This window comes from Stutzerimonas chloritidismutans (assembly GCF_038562055.1).
Taxonomy (GTDB): Bacteria; Pseudomonadota; Gammaproteobacteria; order Pseudomonadales; family Pseudomonadaceae; genus Stutzerimonas; species Stutzerimonas chloritidismutans_A.
Window position 1 is genome coordinate 156,862 of record NZ_JBCFXD010000003.1, and the last position, 17,376, is coordinate 174,237.

16 protein-coding genes and 4 tRNA genes are annotated in these 17,376 nt (G+C 56.4%); 7 read left to right on the top strand and 13 right to left on the bottom strand.

The window, feature by feature from the left end; translation table 11 throughout:
- Positions 1–15 precede the first annotated feature (15 nt).
- Entirely contained in the window at positions 16–948 is a 933-nt protein-coding gene (locus tag AAGW23_RS07305; RefSeq protein WP_342405790.1) for a chemotaxis protein CheV, read from the bottom strand.
- 165 nt (positions 949–1,113) lie between these two features.
- On the opposite strand from AAGW23_RS07305, the gene flgA reads away from it, so the two are divergent.
- The 4 genes from flgA (at position 1,114) to AAGW23_RS07325 (ending at position 3,638) form a co-directional block, all read left to right on the top strand.
- The gene (gene flgA, locus AAGW23_RS07310) at positions 1,114–1,866 is read left to right on the top strand and encodes a flagellar basal body P-ring formation chaperone FlgA (protein WP_342405792.1); all 753 of its coding nucleotides are present in this window, start codon (positions 1,114–1,116) and stop codon (positions 1,864–1,866) included.
- 104 nt (positions 1,867–1,970) lie between these two features.
- Complete coding sequence (gene flgM, locus AAGW23_RS07315; protein ID WP_342405793.1) at positions 1,971–2,300, top strand: flagellar biosynthesis anti-sigma factor FlgM; 330 nt, start codon at positions 1,971–1,973, stop codon at positions 2,298–2,300.
- 44 nt (positions 2,301–2,344) lie between these two features.
- Complete coding sequence (locus AAGW23_RS07320) at positions 2,345–2,815, top strand: flagellar protein FlgN (protein WP_342405794.1); 471 nt, start codon at positions 2,345–2,347, stop codon at positions 2,813–2,815.
- 73 nt (positions 2,816–2,888) lie between these two features.
- Positions 2,889–3,638 carry a flagellar brake protein gene (locus AAGW23_RS07325; protein WP_342405955.1) on the top strand — a complete coding sequence of 250 codons (750 nt, stop codon included), beginning with the start codon at positions 2,889–2,891 and terminating at the stop codon, positions 3,636–3,638.
- Between the two features lie 560 nt (positions 3,639–4,198).
- Here AAGW23_RS07325 and AAGW23_RS07330 read toward each other — a convergent pair.
- A tRNA-Arg gene (locus AAGW23_RS07330) sits at positions 4,199–4,275 on the bottom strand.
- Between the two features lie 500 nt (positions 4,276–4,775).
- Here AAGW23_RS07330 and AAGW23_RS07335 point away from each other — a divergent pair.
- Together AAGW23_RS07335 and AAGW23_RS07340 are read left to right on the top strand one after the other, a co-directional pair.
- On the top strand, positions 4,776–4,958 hold the full coding sequence (locus AAGW23_RS07335) for a PA3371 family protein (protein WP_342405795.1): 183 nt from the start codon (positions 4,776–4,778) through the stop codon (positions 4,956–4,958).
- A gap of 215 nt (positions 4,959–5,173) precedes the next feature.
- The gene (locus AAGW23_RS07340) at positions 5,174–5,500 is read left to right on the top strand and encodes an Arc family DNA-binding protein (protein WP_342405796.1); all 327 of its coding nucleotides are present in this window, start codon (positions 5,174–5,176) and stop codon (positions 5,498–5,500) included.
- Positions 5,501–5,687: 187 nt separating this feature from the next.
- Here AAGW23_RS07340 and AAGW23_RS07345 read toward each other — a convergent pair whose 3' ends face one another.
- The 4 genes from AAGW23_RS07345 to mgtE all read right to left on the bottom strand — a co-directional run bounded on the left by AAGW23_RS07345 (position 5,688) and on the right by mgtE (position 10,467).
- Entirely contained in the window at positions 5,688–6,824 is a 1,137-nt protein-coding gene (locus AAGW23_RS07345; RefSeq protein ID WP_342405797.1) for a sodium ion-translocating decarboxylase subunit beta, read from the bottom strand.
- A 10-nt stretch (positions 6,825–6,834) separates the two neighbouring features.
- On the bottom strand, positions 6,835–8,616 hold the full coding sequence (gene oadA, locus AAGW23_RS07350) for a sodium-extruding oxaloacetate decarboxylase subunit alpha (protein ID WP_342405798.1): 1,782 nt from the start codon (positions 8,614–8,616) through the stop codon (positions 6,835–6,837).
- A 22-nt stretch (positions 8,617–8,638) separates the two neighbouring features.
- Positions 8,639–8,881, bottom strand: coding sequence for an OadG family protein (locus AAGW23_RS07355; protein WP_342405799.1), 243 nt, complete (start codon positions 8,879–8,881; stop codon positions 8,639–8,641).
- Between the two features lie 137 nt (positions 8,882–9,018).
- Entirely contained in the window at positions 9,019–10,467 is a 1,449-nt protein-coding gene (gene mgtE / locus AAGW23_RS07360; protein WP_342405800.1) for a magnesium transporter, read from the bottom strand.
- 316 nt (positions 10,468–10,783) lie between these two features.
- Between mgtE and AAGW23_RS07365 the strand changes: the two genes are divergently transcribed.
- Positions 10,784–11,275: a DUF4124 domain-containing protein gene (locus tag AAGW23_RS07365; protein WP_342405801.1), complete on the top strand. Its 492-nt coding sequence runs from the start codon at positions 10,784–10,786 to the stop codon at positions 11,273–11,275.
- A 47-nt stretch (positions 11,276–11,322) separates the two neighbouring features.
- Here the strand turns inward: AAGW23_RS07365 and AAGW23_RS07370 are convergent.
- The 7 genes from AAGW23_RS07370 to ltaE all read right to left on the bottom strand — a co-directional run bounded on the left by AAGW23_RS07370 (position 11,323) and on the right by ltaE (position 17,370).
- Positions 11,323–11,399, bottom strand: a tRNA-Arg gene (locus AAGW23_RS07370).
- Between the two features lie 70 nt (positions 11,400–11,469).
- Positions 11,470–11,546 (bottom strand) — tRNA-Arg (locus AAGW23_RS07375).
- Positions 11,547–11,656: 110 nt separating this feature from the next.
- Positions 11,657–11,747 (bottom strand) — tRNA-Ser (locus AAGW23_RS07380).
- A gap of 62 nt (positions 11,748–11,809) precedes the next feature.
- Positions 11,810–11,995 carry a carbon storage regulator CsrA gene (gene csrA / locus AAGW23_RS07385; RefSeq protein WP_003283978.1) on the bottom strand — a complete coding sequence of 62 codons (186 nt, stop codon included), beginning with the start codon at positions 11,993–11,995 and terminating at the stop codon, positions 11,810–11,812.
- A gap of 179 nt (positions 11,996–12,174) precedes the next feature.
- Positions 12,175–13,410, bottom strand: a complete 1,236-nt coding sequence (locus AAGW23_RS07390) for an aspartate kinase (protein WP_342405812.1) — start codon at positions 13,408–13,410, stop codon at positions 12,175–12,177.
- 151 nt (positions 13,411–13,561) lie between these two features.
- A complete protein-coding gene (gene alaS, locus AAGW23_RS07395) occupies positions 13,562–16,186 on the bottom strand; it encodes an alanine--tRNA ligase (RefSeq protein WP_342405813.1) in 2,625 nt (874 codons plus the stop codon).
- Positions 16,187–16,365: 179 nt separating this feature from the next.
- Positions 16,366–17,370, bottom strand: coding sequence for a low-specificity L-threonine aldolase (gene ltaE / locus AAGW23_RS07400; protein WP_342405814.1), 1,005 nt, complete (start codon positions 17,368–17,370; stop codon positions 16,366–16,368).
- Between the last annotated feature and the right edge of the window lie 6 nt (positions 17,371–17,376).

The window sequence follows — 17,376 nt, forward strand, 5'->3', positions numbered from 1 at the left end:
TGAGAGGACGAGGCCTCATTTCTTATCCGTTGTCCGGATCCGCTCTATGACCCGATTGGCCAGATCATCCGCCTGAAACTTGGCGAGAAAATCGTCCGCACCGACACGCTTGACCATGCTCTGGTTGAACACCCCGGAAAGCGAAGTATGCAGGAGAATGTGCATGTCGCGCATCGCAGGATCCTGACGCACTTCGGTCGTGAGTGTATAGCCATCCATCTCTGGCATTTCGATATCTGAGATCATCATGACGAACTCTTCAGACGGTTTTTTGCCATCCGCTACCAACTTTCGCAGATACGTAAGCGCCTGCCTTCCGTCGTTGTGCGCAACAACTTCGATCCCAAGATTCTGTAGACAACGCATGATCTGCTTTCGCGCGACAGACGAGTCGTCGACAATTAACACTCGACTGGTTGACGCTTTATTGCTGGTCGCCTCATCTGCAATGCTAACTGAGAGCACCTCTGACACTGGTGCCACTTCGGCAAGCACTTTTTCAACATCGATAATCTCGACCATTTGCTGGTCAACATGGGTCACTGCCGTCAAATAATGATCGTGCCCAACACCCTTAGGTGGGGGAAGGATATCTTCCCAATTCATGTTGACTATCCGCTCTACCGAGCGGACCAGGAAACCGAGCACCTTCGTGTTGTATTCAACGATGATGGCAAAGCTGTTTGGCAAGTCCTGTAATGCCGGCTTTCCGGTGGCAGCGGATAGATCAAGGATTGAAAGCGTACTTCCCCGAATGTTCGCCACCCCTCTTACAACGGGGCTCGACCGAGGCATGACCGTAAGCCGTGGGCACTGCAGCACCTCCTTGACCTTGAATACGTTGATACCATAGAGCTGCTTGTCGTCCAGCCTGAACAACAGCAGCTCCAAACGGTTCTGCCCCACCAGCTGGGTACGCTGGTTAACCGAATCCAATACACCGGCCATGCCAGTTTCCTCTTGCGTGTGAGATGGGTAGGCAGACATCTGTAGCTCAGACAATCTGGCGCGCAGTGCCTTGCTTTGACAACGAAGTTTCTGATTCCCCGTATTGCCTGCCCGAGCCATTCCTAAATGACCGGCAAACGGCACGCCCCTTGCTTCGAGCAAGCCATGAACAGACAGACGACTTTTTTCCGGCATCCATGCAAGGCGCTTTGCATATTGGCTCCATTGGCAACCCTGTGCCTGCTGAGCCAGCTGGCCGTTTCAGCGAGCTTCACGCGTCCTGAACAGCTTATCGACGCGACCCGCGCTTTTCTTGAGCATGAAGTCACTGACTATTTACAGCGTAGCCAAATCGAGGCGCGTCATGAAATTGAACTGAACAGGCTTGACCCGCGCCTGCGCCTGGCAGCCTGCGATCAAGAATTGACGACCAGACTCGAAAGCCCGGCACAACCCGTTGGTCGCGGCACCGTGCGGGTTAGCTGCGAAGGCACGTCACCCTGGTCCGTTTTCGTCCCTGCTCAGGTGCACTTGTTCCGCGAAGTAATCGTAGCCAGAAGGCCCCTGGCGCGTGAAAGCGTCGTAGAGCTCGCTGACGTCACCCTTGCCGAGCGCGACGTCGGCTTGTTGACCCAAGGCTATCTGACATCTTTCGATCAAGTGCTGGGCAATAAAATCACCCGCAGCGCCCTGCCCGATCAGGTATTGCCGCCCACTTACTTATCCGCGGCTGAAGTAGTTCGAAAGGGTGACCAAGTGGTAATCAGCGCGAAAAACTCTACGATAAATGTAAGAATGCCAGGCGAAGCCCTTTCCGACGGCGCACTTGGCAGCCAGATCCGAGTCAAAAACCAACGATCCGGACGAACTATCAAAGCCCGTGTCACTGGCGCAGGACAGGTGGAAGTGGCGATGTGAAGACGGGCGCTGAGGCGTCAGCTCTTGGCATGAAAAAAGACTAAAGTTTCATGAGGATTTGCCGAAAAGCAGGCAAGCGTCCTGACTTATTCGAGGTTTCGATCATGGTTATCGATTTCAACCGGCCTAACAGCGCCGTCAATTCTTCAAGCAATGGGCGGAGCAACAGCGTCCAGAACACAGAGCGACCAACGGCGCAGCAGGCTCCTGCTGACGAAGTGAAGACCGCGGGTAACAGCTCGGTATCGGGAGAAAGCGTTCAGCTTAGCCCCGAAGCCCAGCGTCTTCAGCAGACAACCGAAAAGCTGAGTCAGCAGCCCGCCGTTGATCAGGAGCGTGTCGCTCAGATCAAACAAGCGATCGCCGATGGCAGCTATCAAGTCGACAGCCAGCGAGTAGCATCGAAGCTGCTGTCGTTCGAAAGTCAGCGCTGAGCCGGGCACCAATGCGAGCAGGCTTGAGTGCAACAGAGGCCACTATGCTAGATTCCGAATTGCTTCAGCAGCTGAGTGACGATATCGGCACCGCCCGAACACTCCTCGAGCTCACCGATGCAGAATACCTGGCGCTTGCAGAGCGCAATCTCGCGGAACTGGAGCAGCTGCTGACTCAAAAGCAGGCACTGTTAGCACTTCTGGGCCAACACGGCACCCTACGCAGCCAGGCACTGGCTAAGGCGCAGCTAAGCTCCGACCGGAACGGCTTGGCGAAGCTTGCGGCAGGCTCGGCAATAGGCGATGAGATCCTGATCCAGGCGGAACAGCTGGAGGGCATTCTCGACGACTGCCGCAAGGCCAATGAACGCAACGGCAAACTTATCCGCGCCAACCAGAGCGCAATAGGCACCATGCTGCAGGTCTTGCAGGGCACCACCAAGACCCCGGACCTATACGATCGCCGCGGAACCGCAGCCAAAAGCACTCATCATCGTCCGCTCAGCCAGGCCTGAACCATCCGCAGCACAATAACATCATAGTGCTATCATGCGGCTGACGTCATTTTATGCCGGAGAGCAACGCCAAGTGTCTAGTCCTTTCGCTGAGGGTGAAGGCCCTCAGCCTCCTCAGATACTCAAGACTCCAGTCGAAGTTCAGGCGAATTTACGCCCCCTGCTGGACAACCATATCCCGCTGCAGCTTCGCTTTGCCGAGCGCACCCAGCGGTACCAGACTTACCTGATTGAGATAAATCGCGAAAAGGGCTGGCTGGCGTTAGACGAGCTGATACCCAGTGATGGCGAGCGGCTGATGGGGTCAGGAGAAGCTTTCCAAATTGAAGGTTTTTATGAAGGCGTGCGGATTGCCTGGAACAATCCACACCCAGCACATATCGGCGAACTGGACGATGCGCGCTGCTATTGGGTCCCCCTCCCTGATGAAATTCTCTACCACCAGCGGCGGAACGCCTATCGCGCCACGTTGAGCGGGCAGAGCATCGCTGCCGAACTGAGCGGCAAGATGATCAAGAAGTATCTTGCCGGCAAGGTGCTGGACATGTCAGCAACGGGTTGCAAGCTGAGCTTTCCAGGCAATCTGCAATCAAACCTCCAGTCAGGGCAGGTATATGATCAGCTCCGTTTGGAGCTACCTTTTGGCGTTGTGACAACTGCAGCTGAGCTAAGGCATGTAGTGTTTGACGAGAAACTTGATCTGACATTCTGCGGAATGCGCTTTTACCGCATCAGCGGCCTTACGCAACGGCAGGTCGAACGATTCGTCTATCAACTTCAGCGCGAAGCCCGGCGCGACCAAATCACCGACCGATTTAGCTGATACAGCTGAGCCTACAGCCTTAGGATAAACCTAACGGTAAGGCTCTCCGAGCACACAAAACGCCGATGCACTTCGAGTAGGTCAACCCTCCTACGGGTCAACTCCGTAGCGACTCAAATCCGCTTGGCAACCTCAGACGCAGACGGCCCCGTCAAACCACCTCGCGGCCGCAAAGGCTGCGACCGGGACAAGCCACTGCCTGGACATGTGTCTCTGACAACAAAGCCAGCCAAGAAGGGCTGAGCCGTCCGCCATGAACCTGCATCGCCACCAGACCAGCCGCTGAAACAGAGAACGAACCCATCGGCTGAGCCTGAGACGGGAGCTATCTCGCGGCGCCCGATGCTTGTCAGCAACATATTAATTCGCTGCTGTAACGAATCCTTAGGTGCGCAGTTTCCATATGATTCCCACTCAGCGACAGAGATGCGCATCCGGGCATAGCTTGGAATGCGGAAGCGGGAATATCGCAACTCAAACGGCTAAAAGCAGCGGGGGGAAACAAAGCAAAGGCAGCAGAAATTGCCCCAGAGCTGCGGCGGACAAACTGTTCTGATATTTGGCGTCCCAGGCGAGGTTCGAACTCACAACCTTCCCCTTAGGAGGGGGATGCTCTATCCAATTGAGCTACTGGGACACATGGGCGGCAGCATGTTAGCGAGCATTGGCGCATTTGTCATGCTGTCCAGGCGCATCAGACAACTACATCCAATGGCGAGCCGAGCCAGCATCACACACCTTGCAATTTGCATGGCCTTGAATCAAACAATCTTGCAAAGCGCATCAAGCACCTTTGGCAACCATTCGTATATCCTTGATTTACAACGGTTTTATTTCCAAAAAGCATTGGCACGGGAGATGCTTAATTACCTGAAAGTTAAGCGAAGGAGACGCCAATGCTACGTCCAGCCTACCTACTCAGCACTGCCGTCTTGGCCGCTGCCGCGATCCCACTGCTAGAGAACATCCCAGTAACCGGCCCTATACAAACGCTGTCGACAACCTCCCAAGCGACCACTCCAAGGCTTTCGGTGCCTGCAAGCACCATCAGCAGCAACGCGCTGAGCAAACCTGCTCAAACACAACGCTGGGTCTTTTAAACGTAGATTGCTGCACGCGGCTTTAAGGAGAATAAAAGTGTCGATTTATGGATATCTATTCTTGGTGCTCGGCGTGCTGTGCGGTGCGCTTAGTATCGGGTCTACCCTTCCGGACTTATGGGATACGCTTGTCACGGCCGGTTCGGTGGTATTCGCAGTGCTGTTTGCTATTACGCTACTTTTAGGTCGGCGCATCAAGTTCGATCCAGTGCTGCGCTAGCGATGGATTACGGAGGCGGAAAAAGCACTGGATCACATAAAGGCCATTAGCCAGCACAAACGGCTTTACTACTTTTTTGCCCGTCGTATAATTGGCGCCATTAAGTTGTCCAGCAACTTTTTCGCAGGTCGTGGAACAGCATGTGCTGTTTGGTGTCAGACCGGTGACTAGAACGGCAATAAGCCACCATCGCCCACCTGACTATCCGGTTTAATATGCGCCCAATGAAGCAGGCAGTTTACTCCAGCCGCACGGCTGACAAATTCGTGGTTCGCCTTCCAGACGGAATGCGAGAGCGTATTGCAGAGGTTGCGCGGAACCATCATCGCAGCATGAATTCGGAGATCATTGCCCGGCTAGAGCAAAGCCTTCTCCAGGAAGGTGCGCTTGACGACGACTCGGCAATACGCCTAGACAGCCCAGAGCTGACGCTACATGAGCGCGAGTTACTACAGCGTTTTCGTCAGCTGGCCCACCGCCAGCAAAACGCTTTGATTGCACTCATAGCGCAGGATGCCGAAGCTGCAAAAGAAGAAAACTGATCCGCTCAGTACTGACGAGCAGCATAAATTGCCCTGACAGCAGTCAGGGCAATTTCATTTGGTAAAACCCACTACCCTATTAGGCGATACTGTGGGCTTGTACTGGCCCTGAAGACACAAGATGCCTGCGCTTTCAGCACAGGCATCCAGCTTTCGTCCTGCCCACAGCTATACATCAACCGAAGTGCTAGCCAACAAAGCTGAGCAGAATTCCCGCAGCGACCGCCGAGCCAATAACCCCCGCTACGTTCGGTCCCATGGCATGCATGAGCAAGAAGTTCTGCGGGTTCGCCTCTAGCCCCACCTTATTTGACACTCGCGCTGCCATTGGCACCGCCGACACACCGGCCGACCCAATCAGCGGATTGATCTTGTTTGTGCTGAAGATGTTCATGACCTTCGCCATCAGCACACCCGCCGCCGTACCGCCACAGAAGGCGACCATACCAAGCAGCAGGATCCCGAGGGTCTTCATCTGCAGGAAGGCTTCAGCGGACAGCTTGGAGCCGACGGTTAGCCCCAGCGCGATGGTCACGATGTTGATCAGCGCATTACGTGAAGTGTCGGCCAGACGATCCACGACCCCGCACTCGCGCAACAGGTTACCAAAGGCGAACATGCCCACCAGCGGCGCGGCATCCGGCAATAGCAAACCAACCATAAGAGCGAGCATGAGCGGGAAGACTATCTTTTCTGTCTGACCGACATGGCGCAGCTGCGTCATGACAATGGCACGTTCCTCCTTCGTCGTCAGGGCGCGCATGATAGGCGGCTGAATCAACGGAACCAGCGCCATGTAAGAGTAGGCCGCGACAGCAATCGGTCCCAGCAGATGCGGCGCGAGCTTTGCCGTTACGAAGATCGAGGTCGGGCCGTCCGCACCGCCGATGATTGCAATCGAAGCAGCCTCCCGCAGCGTGAACTCCATGCCTGGAATCCCCATTGCGGCCAGTGACAACGCACCAAGCAAGGTGGCAAAAATACCGAATTGCGCCGCCGCGCCGAGCAGCAGCGTCTTCGGATTCGCCAGCATTGGTCCGAAATCGGTCATGGCACCGACGCCCATAAAGATCAACAGCGGGAACACACTGGTCGGCAAACCGACTTCGTAGAAAAGATGGAGGATCCCTGCCCCCTCGGCCATGTTGGCGACGGGAATATTAGCCAGCACCCCTCCAAATCCGATCGGGATCAGCAGCAAGGGCTCGAACCCTTTGCGAATGGCCAGATAGATCAGTCCCAGGCACACCACGATCATCAGCAGCTGACCAGGCTCAATGTGGTAAAGACCTGTGCTGTGCCAAAGCTTGAGCAACTTATCCATGCAGTGCTCCTTAAGCGATGGTCAGCAGGCTGTCGCCCACGGACACCGCGTCGCCGACCTTGACGTTCACACCTGAGACGGTGCCGGCTTTGAACGCACGTATTTCAGTCTCCATCTTCATGGCTTCGAGGATTATCACTAGGTCCCCCTCCTGAACCAGCTGACCGGGCTGCACGAGGACCTTGAAGATGTTGCCAGCCAACGGAGCCGGCTGAGGCTCGCCTGTACCGGAGACCGGTGCGCCTGCAACTGTTGGTGATACGCCTGCCCCACCTCCAACTGGCTTGATCCCCTCAATATCGCCACCCTCGTTGACCTGGACGACGAACGACTTACCGTTAACTTCGACGGTATAGGTTTCAGGCACGCCTGCTGCGCGCGGCGCCTGTTCCCTGCCAGTTGGCACCGGCTCGAAAGCAGAGGCGATGCCCCGGTTTTCAAGGAACTTGAGGCCTATCTGAGGAAACAATGCATAAGTGAGGACATCATCGATCTCGTTCGAAGCAAGCTTGATGCCTTTCTCATGGGCCAGTCCTTTCAGCTCCGCCGTCAGCTTTTCCATTTCGGGCTGCAGAAGATCAGCAGGGCGGCAGGTGATCACTTCACTACCATCAAGAACGCGCTGCTGCAGCTCGGCATTGAAAGGGGCTGGTGCGGCGCCGTATTCGCCTTTGAGGATGCCTGCGGTTTCCTTGGTGATGGACTTGAAACGCTCACCGGTGAGCACGTTGATGACTGCCTGGGTACCGACAATCTGAGAAGTCGGCGTTACCAGCGGAATGAATCCGAGATCTTCTCGGACACGCGGAATCTCAGCGAGCACCTCATCAAATTTGTCGAGAGCTCCCTGCTCCTTTAATTGGCCTTCCATGTTGGTCAGCATGCCGCCTGGCACCTGCGCCACGAGAATGCGCGAGTCGACACCCTTGAGCGTGCCTTCAAACTTTGCGTACTTCTTGCGCACCTCCCGGAAGTAGGCCGCGATCTCTTCCAGCAGCAGCAGATCAAGCCCGGTGTCACGCTCGGTGCCCTGAAAAATTGCCACCACCGACTCGGTTGGCGAATGCCCATAGGTCATCGAGAGCGAGGAAATGGCCGTATCGACGTTATCGATGCCTGCCTCGACAGCCTTTAGAATAGCCGCCGTAGACAGGCCCGCCGTGGCGTGACACTGCATATGGATCGGAATAGATAGACTTGCCTTCAACCGCGAGACCAGCTCGTAGGCCATATATGGCGTAAGAATGCCGGCCATGTCTTTGATTGCCACCGAGTCGGCGCCCATGTCCTCGATCTGCTTGGCCAGCTCGACCCACATTTCCAGGGTATGCACCGGGCTGGTCGTGTAGGAAATAGTGCCCTGTGCGTGCTTACCCTGCAGCTTCACCGCTCGCAGAGCGGTTTCCAGGTTTCGCGGATCGTTCATCGCATCGAACACGCGAAACACGTCAACACCATTAATCGCCGCGCGCTCGACAAACTTCTCGACCACGTCATCAGCGTAATGTCGATAGCCCAGCAGATTCTGACCACGCAGCAGCATTTGCTGCCGGGTCTTGGGCATGGCTTTTTTCAGCTCACGGATCCGCTCCCAGGGATCTTCACCAAGATAGCGAATGCACGCATCGAAGGTCGCCCCACCCCAGGACTCGACAGACCAAAAGCCAACCTGATCGAGCTTGCCAGCAATTGGCAGCATGTCTTCAAGACGGACACGGGTGGCCAGGATAGATTGATGCGCATCACGAAGCACCACATCGGTAATGCCGAGCGGTTGTTTGACAGATGTCATGAGGGGAACTCCCTGTTCTGAATCAACCACGACGAGCGCGGTGCTGATGGATAGCGGTCTGGATTGCCGTAATGACATCGGCATCCACTTCAGCCGCAGCGGGTTTGCTGGAAGCCAACTGGGCGGTGGGCGCACTGTCGAAGCGGGCGATCACAGCAGACATCAGGCGAATGCAGGCAATCAACAAAACGAGGAAGACAAAAACGGAACCTAAGCCGAACAGCATAAGTTCGACGCCTTCAAGGAGGAGTTCGCTGGGGGTCATCGGGATTCCCTTTCTATCAGCGGCTCGAGCCGCCTGTTATTCGCTTCGAGTTAGAGACTTCGCTAGTGCGAAACCTCAGAACAGTAGCCCGAACAACCGGCGCAAGGCAAACGCCAAGTCGCCGCAGGAGGGGACGGTCAGAGAAGAAATATCGTTGCGAGCCCGAGAAATATAAAGAAACCACCACTGTCAGTTACGGCTGTGATCATGACACTGGCGCCCAGCGCCGGGTCTCGCCCCATTCGCGCTAAAGTCACCGGAATCAGCACGCCCATCAAGGCCGCCAGTAGAAGATTGAGCGTCATCGCAGCGGTCATGACCACGCCCAGTGACCAGCTTCCGTACAGCCAGTAGACCACGACGCCGATCACTCCACCCCATATCAAGCCATTCAGCATCCCGACACCCGCTTCCTTGCGCAGCAAGCGGGCGCTGTTGCCGGTACCCATTTGATCCAGGGCCATTGCCCGAACAATCATGGTGATTGTCTGATTACCTGAATTACCGCCTATGCCTGCGACTATTGGCATCAGCGCAGCCAAAGCAACCAGTTTCTCAATCGAGCCATCGAATAGCCCGATCACGCGTGAAGCAACAAAGGCCGTAACGAGATTAACTGCCAGCCAGGCCCAACGGTTACGCAGCGACTTCCAGACGGAAGCGAAGATATCTTCTTCTTCACGCAGACCCGCCATGTTGAGCACTTCGCTTTCGCTCTCCTCACGGATCAGGTCAACCATCTCGTCAATGGTCAGGCGCCCGATAAGCTTGCCGCTTTTGTCTACTACGGGTGTCGAAACCAAGTCGTAACGCTCGAAAGCCTGGGCCGCCTCATACGCATCCTCATCCGGATGGAATGTCACTGGATCACTGGCCATCACCTCGGCCACATGCCGCTCCGGATCATTAACCAGCAATCGCTTGATGGGTAGAACGCCCTTGAGCACGCCGTCGTAATCGACTACGAATAACTTGTCAGTATGGCCAGGCAGCTCCTTCAACCGCCGCAAGTAGCGCAGCACTACTTCAAGGCTTACGTCCTCGCGGATCGTGACCATCTCGAAGTCCATCAGAGCACCAACCTGATCCTCCTCGTACGACAAGGCCGAGCGGACACGCTCACGCTGTTGCGCATCAAGCGTTTCCATTAGCTCGTGAACGACGTCTCGGGGCAGCTCGGCCGCTAGGTCCGCCAGTTCGTCGGCGTCCATTTCCTTGGCCGCAGCGAGGAGCTCGTGATCGTCCATGTCTGCGATCAACGTCTCGCGGACCGCGTCGGAAACCTCGAGCAGAATGTCGCCATCGCGATCGGACTTGACCAGTTGCCAGACCGTCAGACGGTCATCAAGGGGCAAGGCTTCGAGGATGTGAGCAATGTCAGCGGGGTGGAGCGCATCCAGCTTGCGCTGCAGTTCGACGAGGTTCTGGCGATGCACCAGATTATCGAGAAGATCCTGATGCTGCCCTTCCTGACTCTGACGATGCGCAAGATCCTCGACGATCCTGTGCCGGTGGAGCAACTCGACGACCTGCGCCAGACGATCCTGGAGACTTTCCTGCGGCTTTTTTACTTCAACTTCAGTCATGGCGCACTCCACCCCCAGCGGTTGGAGCGCGCCAGGGGATCAATCATTCAAAACGTGATTGGCAAGCGAGGGTTTGATACGACTACTGGGCAAATCCATGAGGCGGATCCAGAAGCCCAAACGGGCGGACAGCGCAATAATACCACCGCAACCGTGATGCACGACCGCGAAATACAGGCAATACAATCGCTTGCGCTTCGCTGCCGAAGGATCGCGCTATCAATGTGGACGCATTCACATCGCGGAAAGGCACCGCTGCGAGAGAGGCTGTATTTGGCTAGGCTGATTCGACCCATCGTCAAGGAGGACGACCCTAATGAACAAACTCATCGCAAGCAGCTGCTGTGCCCTGCTCCTTTCTTCTGCCCCTGCATCGGCTACGAGCATCTATCGCTGCAGTGATTCCGCAGGCAACATCACCTTTACTCGACAGGGTTGTCCGATCGATCACGCCTCTCAGATTCAAGAAGCGGTCAATCCGACACCCAGTTCCGGCAAGGCCGTACCCCTGGCCAAACCCAAGAAACAGCGCAAGACACAAAAGGAGGAGCCGACTCAAGGCATTACCGTTGTTGGCGCACAGGATGATGGATGCGGAAACCGCATAACCGGGAGCGCTAGGCGAGACGCCTTGATCAAACAGCAGATTCTTCCCGGCATGACCCGCACCGATATAGAAAGCACCTTCGGCACACCTGACACGGTGACCAGTCGCAATGGCCAAGTTCTGTACCGCTACAGCAAGCATAAGGGCAGGACGAGGACCGTCACTTTCGACGAAAGCGGCTGCGTCAGAGGCAAGCGCTGAAACCGTAAATAAAAAAGGGCCTGCATCGCTGCAGGCCCTTTCGTTTTTGGTGCACTCAGGAGGATTCGAACCTCCGACCGCTCGGTTCGTAGCCGAGTACTCTATCCAGCTGAGCTATGAGTGCATAAGCGATTGATAAACCAGATCACCGCTGGGCTACAACAAAGAACCACACTGCTGTGGTTCTCTAAATATGGTGCACTCAGGAGGATTCGAACCTCCGACCGCTCGGTTCGTAGCCGAGTACTCTATCCAGCTGAGCTATGAGTGCACTTGAGGGTGCGCATTATAAGTTTGTGAATCTGCCGGTCAAGCTCTTTTAGCTCAATGTTTACCATCAAACCGCACCGCAAAACTGACCCACAACCAAACTATGCAAAATGGCGGAGAGGGGGGGATTCGAACCCCCGACACCCTTTTGAGATGTACTCCCTTAGCAGGGGAGCGCCTTCGGCCACTCGGCCACCTCTCCGCAACACGGGGCGCATGATACCCATCTTCGCCCCGCTTGCAAAGCCAAAAATCACATAAATATTAATGGCTTGGTTCTTGATCTTTTTCTTTCTGGATCCGTTGATAAATCTCCTCGCGATGCACCGCTACCTCTTTGGGTGCATTCACTCCAATGCGCACTTGATTTCCTTTGACACCCAGCACAGTGACAGTCACATCGTCACCCACCATCAGGGTCTCTCCGACCCGGCGAGTCAGAATCAGCATTCCTTTCTCCTTAAAACGGATTCAATTCAGTAAACAGTCTGCAAAGATAAAGACGGATAATGTTCCGTGAAACATCGACCTAGAGCCTTTCACCAGCTATTGACCAGTAACAACGACTCTAAAGTTCCTTCAGCCCCGGCGAAATCGACGGAAGGCTCGAATCAGTCGCACTTAGTGCGTCATTCTCCCTTGCCCGCAGGCGCATCCAGCTCGAACGCGGTATGCAGCGCCCGCACCGCCAGCTCAAGGTACTTTTCCTCGATCACAACCGACACCTTGATCTCAGAAGTAGAGATCATCTGTATGTTGATGTTTTCCTTCGCCAGCGCTTCAAACATGCGGCTGGCCACGCCAGCATGAGAGCGCATGCCTACGCCGACAATCGACACCTTGGCAATCTCGGTATCGCCTATGACTTCGCGAGCGCCCATATCGCGAGCAATGCCTTCCAACACTTGCAGCGCGTTGTGATAGTCATTGCGGTGAACAGTGAAGGTGAAATCCGTGGTGTTATCGTGCGCGACGTTCTGCACGATCATGTCGACCTCGACATTCGCTGCGCTGATCGGCCCGAGAATCTTGAAGGCCACCCCCGGGGTATCCGGCACGCCACGAATAGTCAGCTTGGCTTCGTCACGGTTGAAGGCGATGCCGGAAATGATGGGCTGTTCCATGGATTCCTCTTCATCAAGGGTAATGAGGGTTCCTGGACCCTCTTGAAAACTGTGCAACACACGCAACGGTACGCTGTACTTACCGGCAAACTCCACGGCACGGATCTGCAAGACCTTGGAACCGAGACTCGCCATCTCGAGCATCTCTTCAAACGTGATCTTGTCCAGACGCTGAGCCTTGGCAACAACACGCGGGTCAGTCGTGTAAACCCCATCGACGTCGGTATATATCTGGCACTCGTCAGCCTTCAGCGCAGCGGCCAGCGCTACGCCGGTGGTATCTGAGCCGCCACGGCCAAGGGTGGTGATGTTGCCGCTTTCGTCCACGCCCTGGAAACCGGCCACGACGACGACACGCCCGGCCTTGAGCTCTTTCTGAATCTGTTGCGAATCGATCTGGAGGATGCGCGCCTTGGTATGGGCGCTGTCGGTCAGAATACGGACCTGGCTGCCTGTATATGACACGGCAGGCACACCGATCTTGATTAGCGCCATCGCCAGCAGAGCAATAGTCACCTGCTCCCCTGTAGAGACCATCACGTCCAGCTCGCGGGCCACAGGTTGCTCGCTGATCTGCTTAGCCAGATCAATGAGCCGATTCGTCTCGCCACTCATGGCCGAGACCACCACGACAATATCGTCGCCCTTATCGCGAAATTTTTTTACCTTCGCCGCCACTTGCTCGATGCGCTCAACGGAGCCTACCGAGGTACCTCCAAACTTTTGTACGATCAAAGCCATCTCATCGCCGCCTAAGCCCGTCAAGGGCGCTTGTTAATCATTCCAGCCAGCATCACGTAGTGCTAACGACATCGGCCCGACCAGGCTCAGATTCGACGCAGGCACCGAACCAACAGCCCCTTGCGGCCAGGCGAACCTGGCACTCCCCTGCTTACAAGCCGTGCGCGACGAACTCCTCGGCGATGGCTAATGCTTCGTCGAGTCGACTCACATCGCTCCCACCGCCTTGTGCCATATCCGGACGACCGCCGCCTTTGCCGCCAACAACCGCAGCAGCCTGCTTCATCAGTTCGCCAGCCTTCAAACGGCCGGTGAGATCCTGAGTAACGCCAGCCACAAGCACAATTTTTTCATCCTGTACGCCGCCGAGCAGAATGACGCCACTGCCGAGCTTGTTTTTCAATTGGTCCACCAAGGCCAGGAGCGCCTTGCCGTCCAAGCCATCGATGCGCGCGGCCAAGGTTTTCACGCCTTTAACGTTCACGGCGGCGCTGGCCAGATCATTACCAGTAGCACTGGCCGCTTTGGCCTTGAGCTGTTCCAATTCCTTTTCCAGCTGGCGGTTGCGTTCGAGCATTGCGCCCAGCTTGTCTAGCAAATTGTCACGGCTGCCTTTTACCAAGCCGGCAACCTCTTTCAACTGCTCCTCGGCCCGGTTCAGATAGGCCAGCGCCTGCTCGCCAGTGACCGCTTCGATGCGCCGAACGCCTGCAGCCACACCGCTTTCACTGACGATTTTGAACAAACCTATGTCGCCGGTCCGTTTGACATGAGTCCCGCCGCACAGCTCGACAGAGAAACCGCCCCCCATGGTCAATACGCGAACCTGATCGCCGTACTTTTCGCCGAACAGGGCCATCGCGCCCTTGCTCTTCGCCGTTTCGATGTCGGTTTCCTCAGTCTCAACTGCCGAGTTGTTACGGATCTCGGCGTTGACCTTGTCTTCGAGCGCCTTCAGCTGTTCGGGCTTGATTGCCTCAAAATGGCTGAAGTCAAAGCGTAGTCGCTGACTGTCGACCAGCGAGCCTTTCTGACTCACGTGCTCACCAAGCATCTGGCGCAGTGCTGCGTGCAAGAGGTGCGTCGCAGAGTGGTTCAGCGCGGTGGACTGGCGCACTGAAGCATCGACCGTCGCATCCACGGTTGCCCCCACCTGCAGGGTGCCGCTGTCCAGGATGCCATGATGCAGGAACGCACCACCGGCCTTACTGGTGTCGCGCACATCGAAGCGCAGGCCTTCCGCCGAAAGGTATCCGCAATCGCCGGCCTGTCCGCCGGATTCGGCGTAAAACGGCGTCTCGTCGAGAACGACCACACCCTCTTCGCCTGCCGACAGGCTCTGTACTGCAATGCCCTCCTTGAACAACGCCAATACCTTGCCGCTGCCGGAGGTACCCATATAGCCCGTGAAGCGCGTTTCACCCTCGACCTTGACCAGACTGTTGTAGTCCATGCCGAAGGCACTGGCCGAACGCGCCCGATCACGCTGCGCCTCCATTTCACGCTCGAACCCTTCTTCGTCGAGCGTCAACTCGCGCTCACGCGCAATGTCGCCGGTCAGGTCGACCGGAAAGCCGTAGGTGTCATACAGCTTGAAGATCACATCGCCAGGTATCACGGAGCCCTGAAGGTCAGCCAGATCCTGCTCGAGAATTTTCAGGCCCTGCTCAAGGGTTTTGGCAAACTGCTCTTCCTCAGTCTTCAGCACGCGCTCGATGTGCGCCTGCAGAGTTCTCAATTCTGAAAAGGCATCGCCCATTTCCGCAGCCAACGCAGCGACGAGCTTGTAAAAGAAGCTGCCCTTGGCGCCGAGCTTGTTGCCATGGCGACAGGCACGACGAACGATACGGCGAAGCACGTAGCCGCGACCTTCATTGGAAGGCGTCACGCCGTCGGCGATGAGGAAGCCGCAGGAACGAATGTGATCGGCCACAACCTTGAGCGAAGCCTGACCCTCGTTGCTGCAGCCAATAGCCTGAGCAGCGGCGTTCAAAAGACTCTGAAAAAGGTCGATCTCGTAGTTCGAATTGACGTGCTGCAGCACAGCACTGATGCGCTCAAGCCCCATGCCGGTATCGACACTCGGAGCCGGCAGCGGATGCATCACACCATCGGCGGTGCGATTGAACTGCATGAATACGTTGTTCCAGATCTCGATGTAACGGTCGCCGTCTTCTTCTGGCGAACCCGGCGGGCCGCCCCAGATGTGGTCGCCGTGGTCGAAGAAAATCTCGGTACAGGGACCGCATGGGCCAGTGTCGCCCATGGCCCAGAAATTGTCGGAGGCGTACGGTGCCCCCTTATTGTCACCGATACGGACCATGCGCTCGGCCGGGACGCCCACTTCCTTCGTCCAGATGTCATAGGCTTCGTCGTCGCTGGCGTAGACGGTGACCCAGAGCTTTTCTTTGGGCAGGTTCAGCCACTTGTCAGAGGTCAGAAACTCCCAAGCATAGTTGATCGCATCGCGCTTGAAATAATCGCCAAAACTGAAGTTGCCGAGCATTTCGAAGAAGGTGTGATGGCGCGCGGTGTAGCCGACGTTCTCCAGATCGTTGTGCTTACCGCCGGCGCGCACGCACTTCTGGCTGGTGGCGGCGCGGGTGTAGGCGCGTTTTTCCAGCCCGAGGAAGCAGTCCTTGAACTGATTCATGCCGGCATTGGTGAACAACAAGGTCGGATCGTTCGCGGGAATCAACGAACTGGAGGCCACACGGGTGTGGCCCTTCTCTTCGAAGAAGCGGAGGAAGGCTTCACGGATTTCTGCGCTTTTCATAGATCTCTTCCAGAGGACTGCGGCCGAACGGCTGCAAAACGACGCGGCGAGGCGGCACCGGGAGCCGGTTCACAGCTAACCATACGGATAGCCGGCAAAGGGCCGCATTATATCGGCCCTTTGCCCCGCGCATAGAGGATAAATAAGATTGAATCAAGCTATTCGACAGCGATTAGAACCTATGCCTTGAGGAAGGCGGCGAAGGTTTCGAGAATAGGCTCGACATGCTCGGACAATACATCCATGTGTGTGACCAGCCGCAACCGAGGCGCCGCCGTGAGGACGATCCCGCGCGCCAAGCAAAACGCTTTGAGCGACGCCGCACGATCGCCCAAATCGACGTAAACCATGTTGGTCTGGACCGGCTCGACGCTATAGCCCAGCGCGACCAAGCCTTTCGCGATGTCTTGCGCTCGCTGGTGATCCTTGGTGAGGCGCTGCACCTGATGATCCAGCGCGTAAAGTCCTGCCGCTGCCAGCACGCCGGCCTGACGCATGCCTCCGCCGACCATTTTGCGCAACCGCCTTGCCTTGGCGATAAAGGCTTCCTCACCGCAAAGTACAGAACCGACAGGTGCACCCAACCCCTTGGACAAACACACCGACACCGAATCGAAATGGCGGCCGATGTCTTCAGCCGTGCAACCCAACTTCACCACCGCATTGAACAGTCGAGCGCCATCCAGATGAAGAGCAAGTCCACGTTCATGCGTAAAAGCTCTGGCCTCTGCCAGGTAGGCGAGCGGCAGGACTTTGCCATGCATTGTGTTTTCTAGAGCTAGCAATCGCGTGCGGGCGAAATGGAAGTCATCCGGCTTGATCGCAGCCGCGACACGCGCCAGATCCAACGAACCATCCGGTTCCATCTCGACAGGCTGCGGCTGGATCGAGCCAAGCACCGCGGCGCCGCCCGCCTCGTACTTGTAAGCATGGGCCAACTGTCCGGCGATGTATTCGTCGCCCCGCTCGCAATGCGCCATCAGCGCCAATAGATTGCTCATGGTCCCGCTGGGGACAAACAACCCAGCCTGCAATCCGAGCTGCGCCGCCAGCCTCTGTTCCAGCTGGCGTACCGTGGGATCCTCGCCATACACATCATCGCCGGTGACGGCACCCAGCATGGCCTCGCGCATCCCCGAGGTGGGCTGCGTGACCGTATCGCTGCGAAGATCAATCAGATTCATCAAAGA

Bases quoted from the DNA above. Each gene is read 5' to 3' on its own strand.
- AAGW23_RS07345 (WP_342405797.1), bottom strand. From the start codon at position 6,824: ATGGATAAGTTGCTCAAGCTTTGGCACAGCACAGGTCTTTACCACATT.
- flgM (WP_342405793.1), top strand. From the start codon at position 1,971: ATGGTTATCGATTTCAACCGGCCTAACAGCGCCGTCAATTCTTCAAGC.
- mgtE (WP_342405800.1), bottom strand. From the start codon at position 10,467: ATGACTGAAGTTGAAGTAAAAAAGCCGCAGGAAAGTCTCCAGGATCGT.
- AAGW23_RS07340 (WP_342405796.1), top strand. From the start codon at position 5,174: ATGCGCCCAATGAAGCAGGCAGTTTACTCCAGCCGCACGGCTGACAAA.
- AAGW23_RS07320 (WP_342405794.1), top strand. From the start codon at position 2,345: ATGCTAGATTCCGAATTGCTTCAGCAGCTGAGTGACGATATCGGCACC.
- AAGW23_RS07305 (WP_342405790.1), bottom strand. From the start codon at position 948: ATGGCCGGTGTATTGGATTCGGTTAACCAGCGTACCCAGCTGGTGGGG.
- AAGW23_RS07365 (WP_342405801.1), top strand. From the start codon at position 10,784: ATGAACAAACTCATCGCAAGCAGCTGCTGTGCCCTGCTCCTTTCTTCT.
- AAGW23_RS07355 (WP_342405799.1), bottom strand. From the start codon at position 8,881: ATGACCCCCAGCGAACTCCTCCTTGAAGGCGTCGAACTTATGCTGTTC.
- oadA (WP_342405798.1), bottom strand. From the start codon at position 8,616: ATGACATCTGTCAAACAACCGCTCGGCATTACCGATGTGGTGCTTCGT.
- AAGW23_RS07390 (WP_342405812.1), bottom strand. From the start codon at position 13,410: ATGGCTTTGATCGTACAAAAGTTTGGAGGTACCTCGGTAGGCTCCGTT.
- flgA (WP_342405792.1), top strand. From the start codon at position 1,114: ATGAACAGACAGACGACTTTTTTCCGGCATCCATGCAAGGCGCTTTGC.
- ltaE (WP_342405814.1), bottom strand. From the start codon at position 17,370: ATGAATCTGATTGATCTTCGCAGCGATACGGTCACGCAGCCCACCTCG.
- csrA (WP_003283978.1), bottom strand. From the start codon at position 11,995: ATGCTGATTCTGACTCGCCGGGTCGGAGAGACCCTGATGGTGGGTGAC.
- alaS (WP_342405813.1), bottom strand. From the start codon at position 16,186: ATGAAAAGCGCAGAAATCCGTGAAGCCTTCCTCCGCTTCTTCGAAGAG.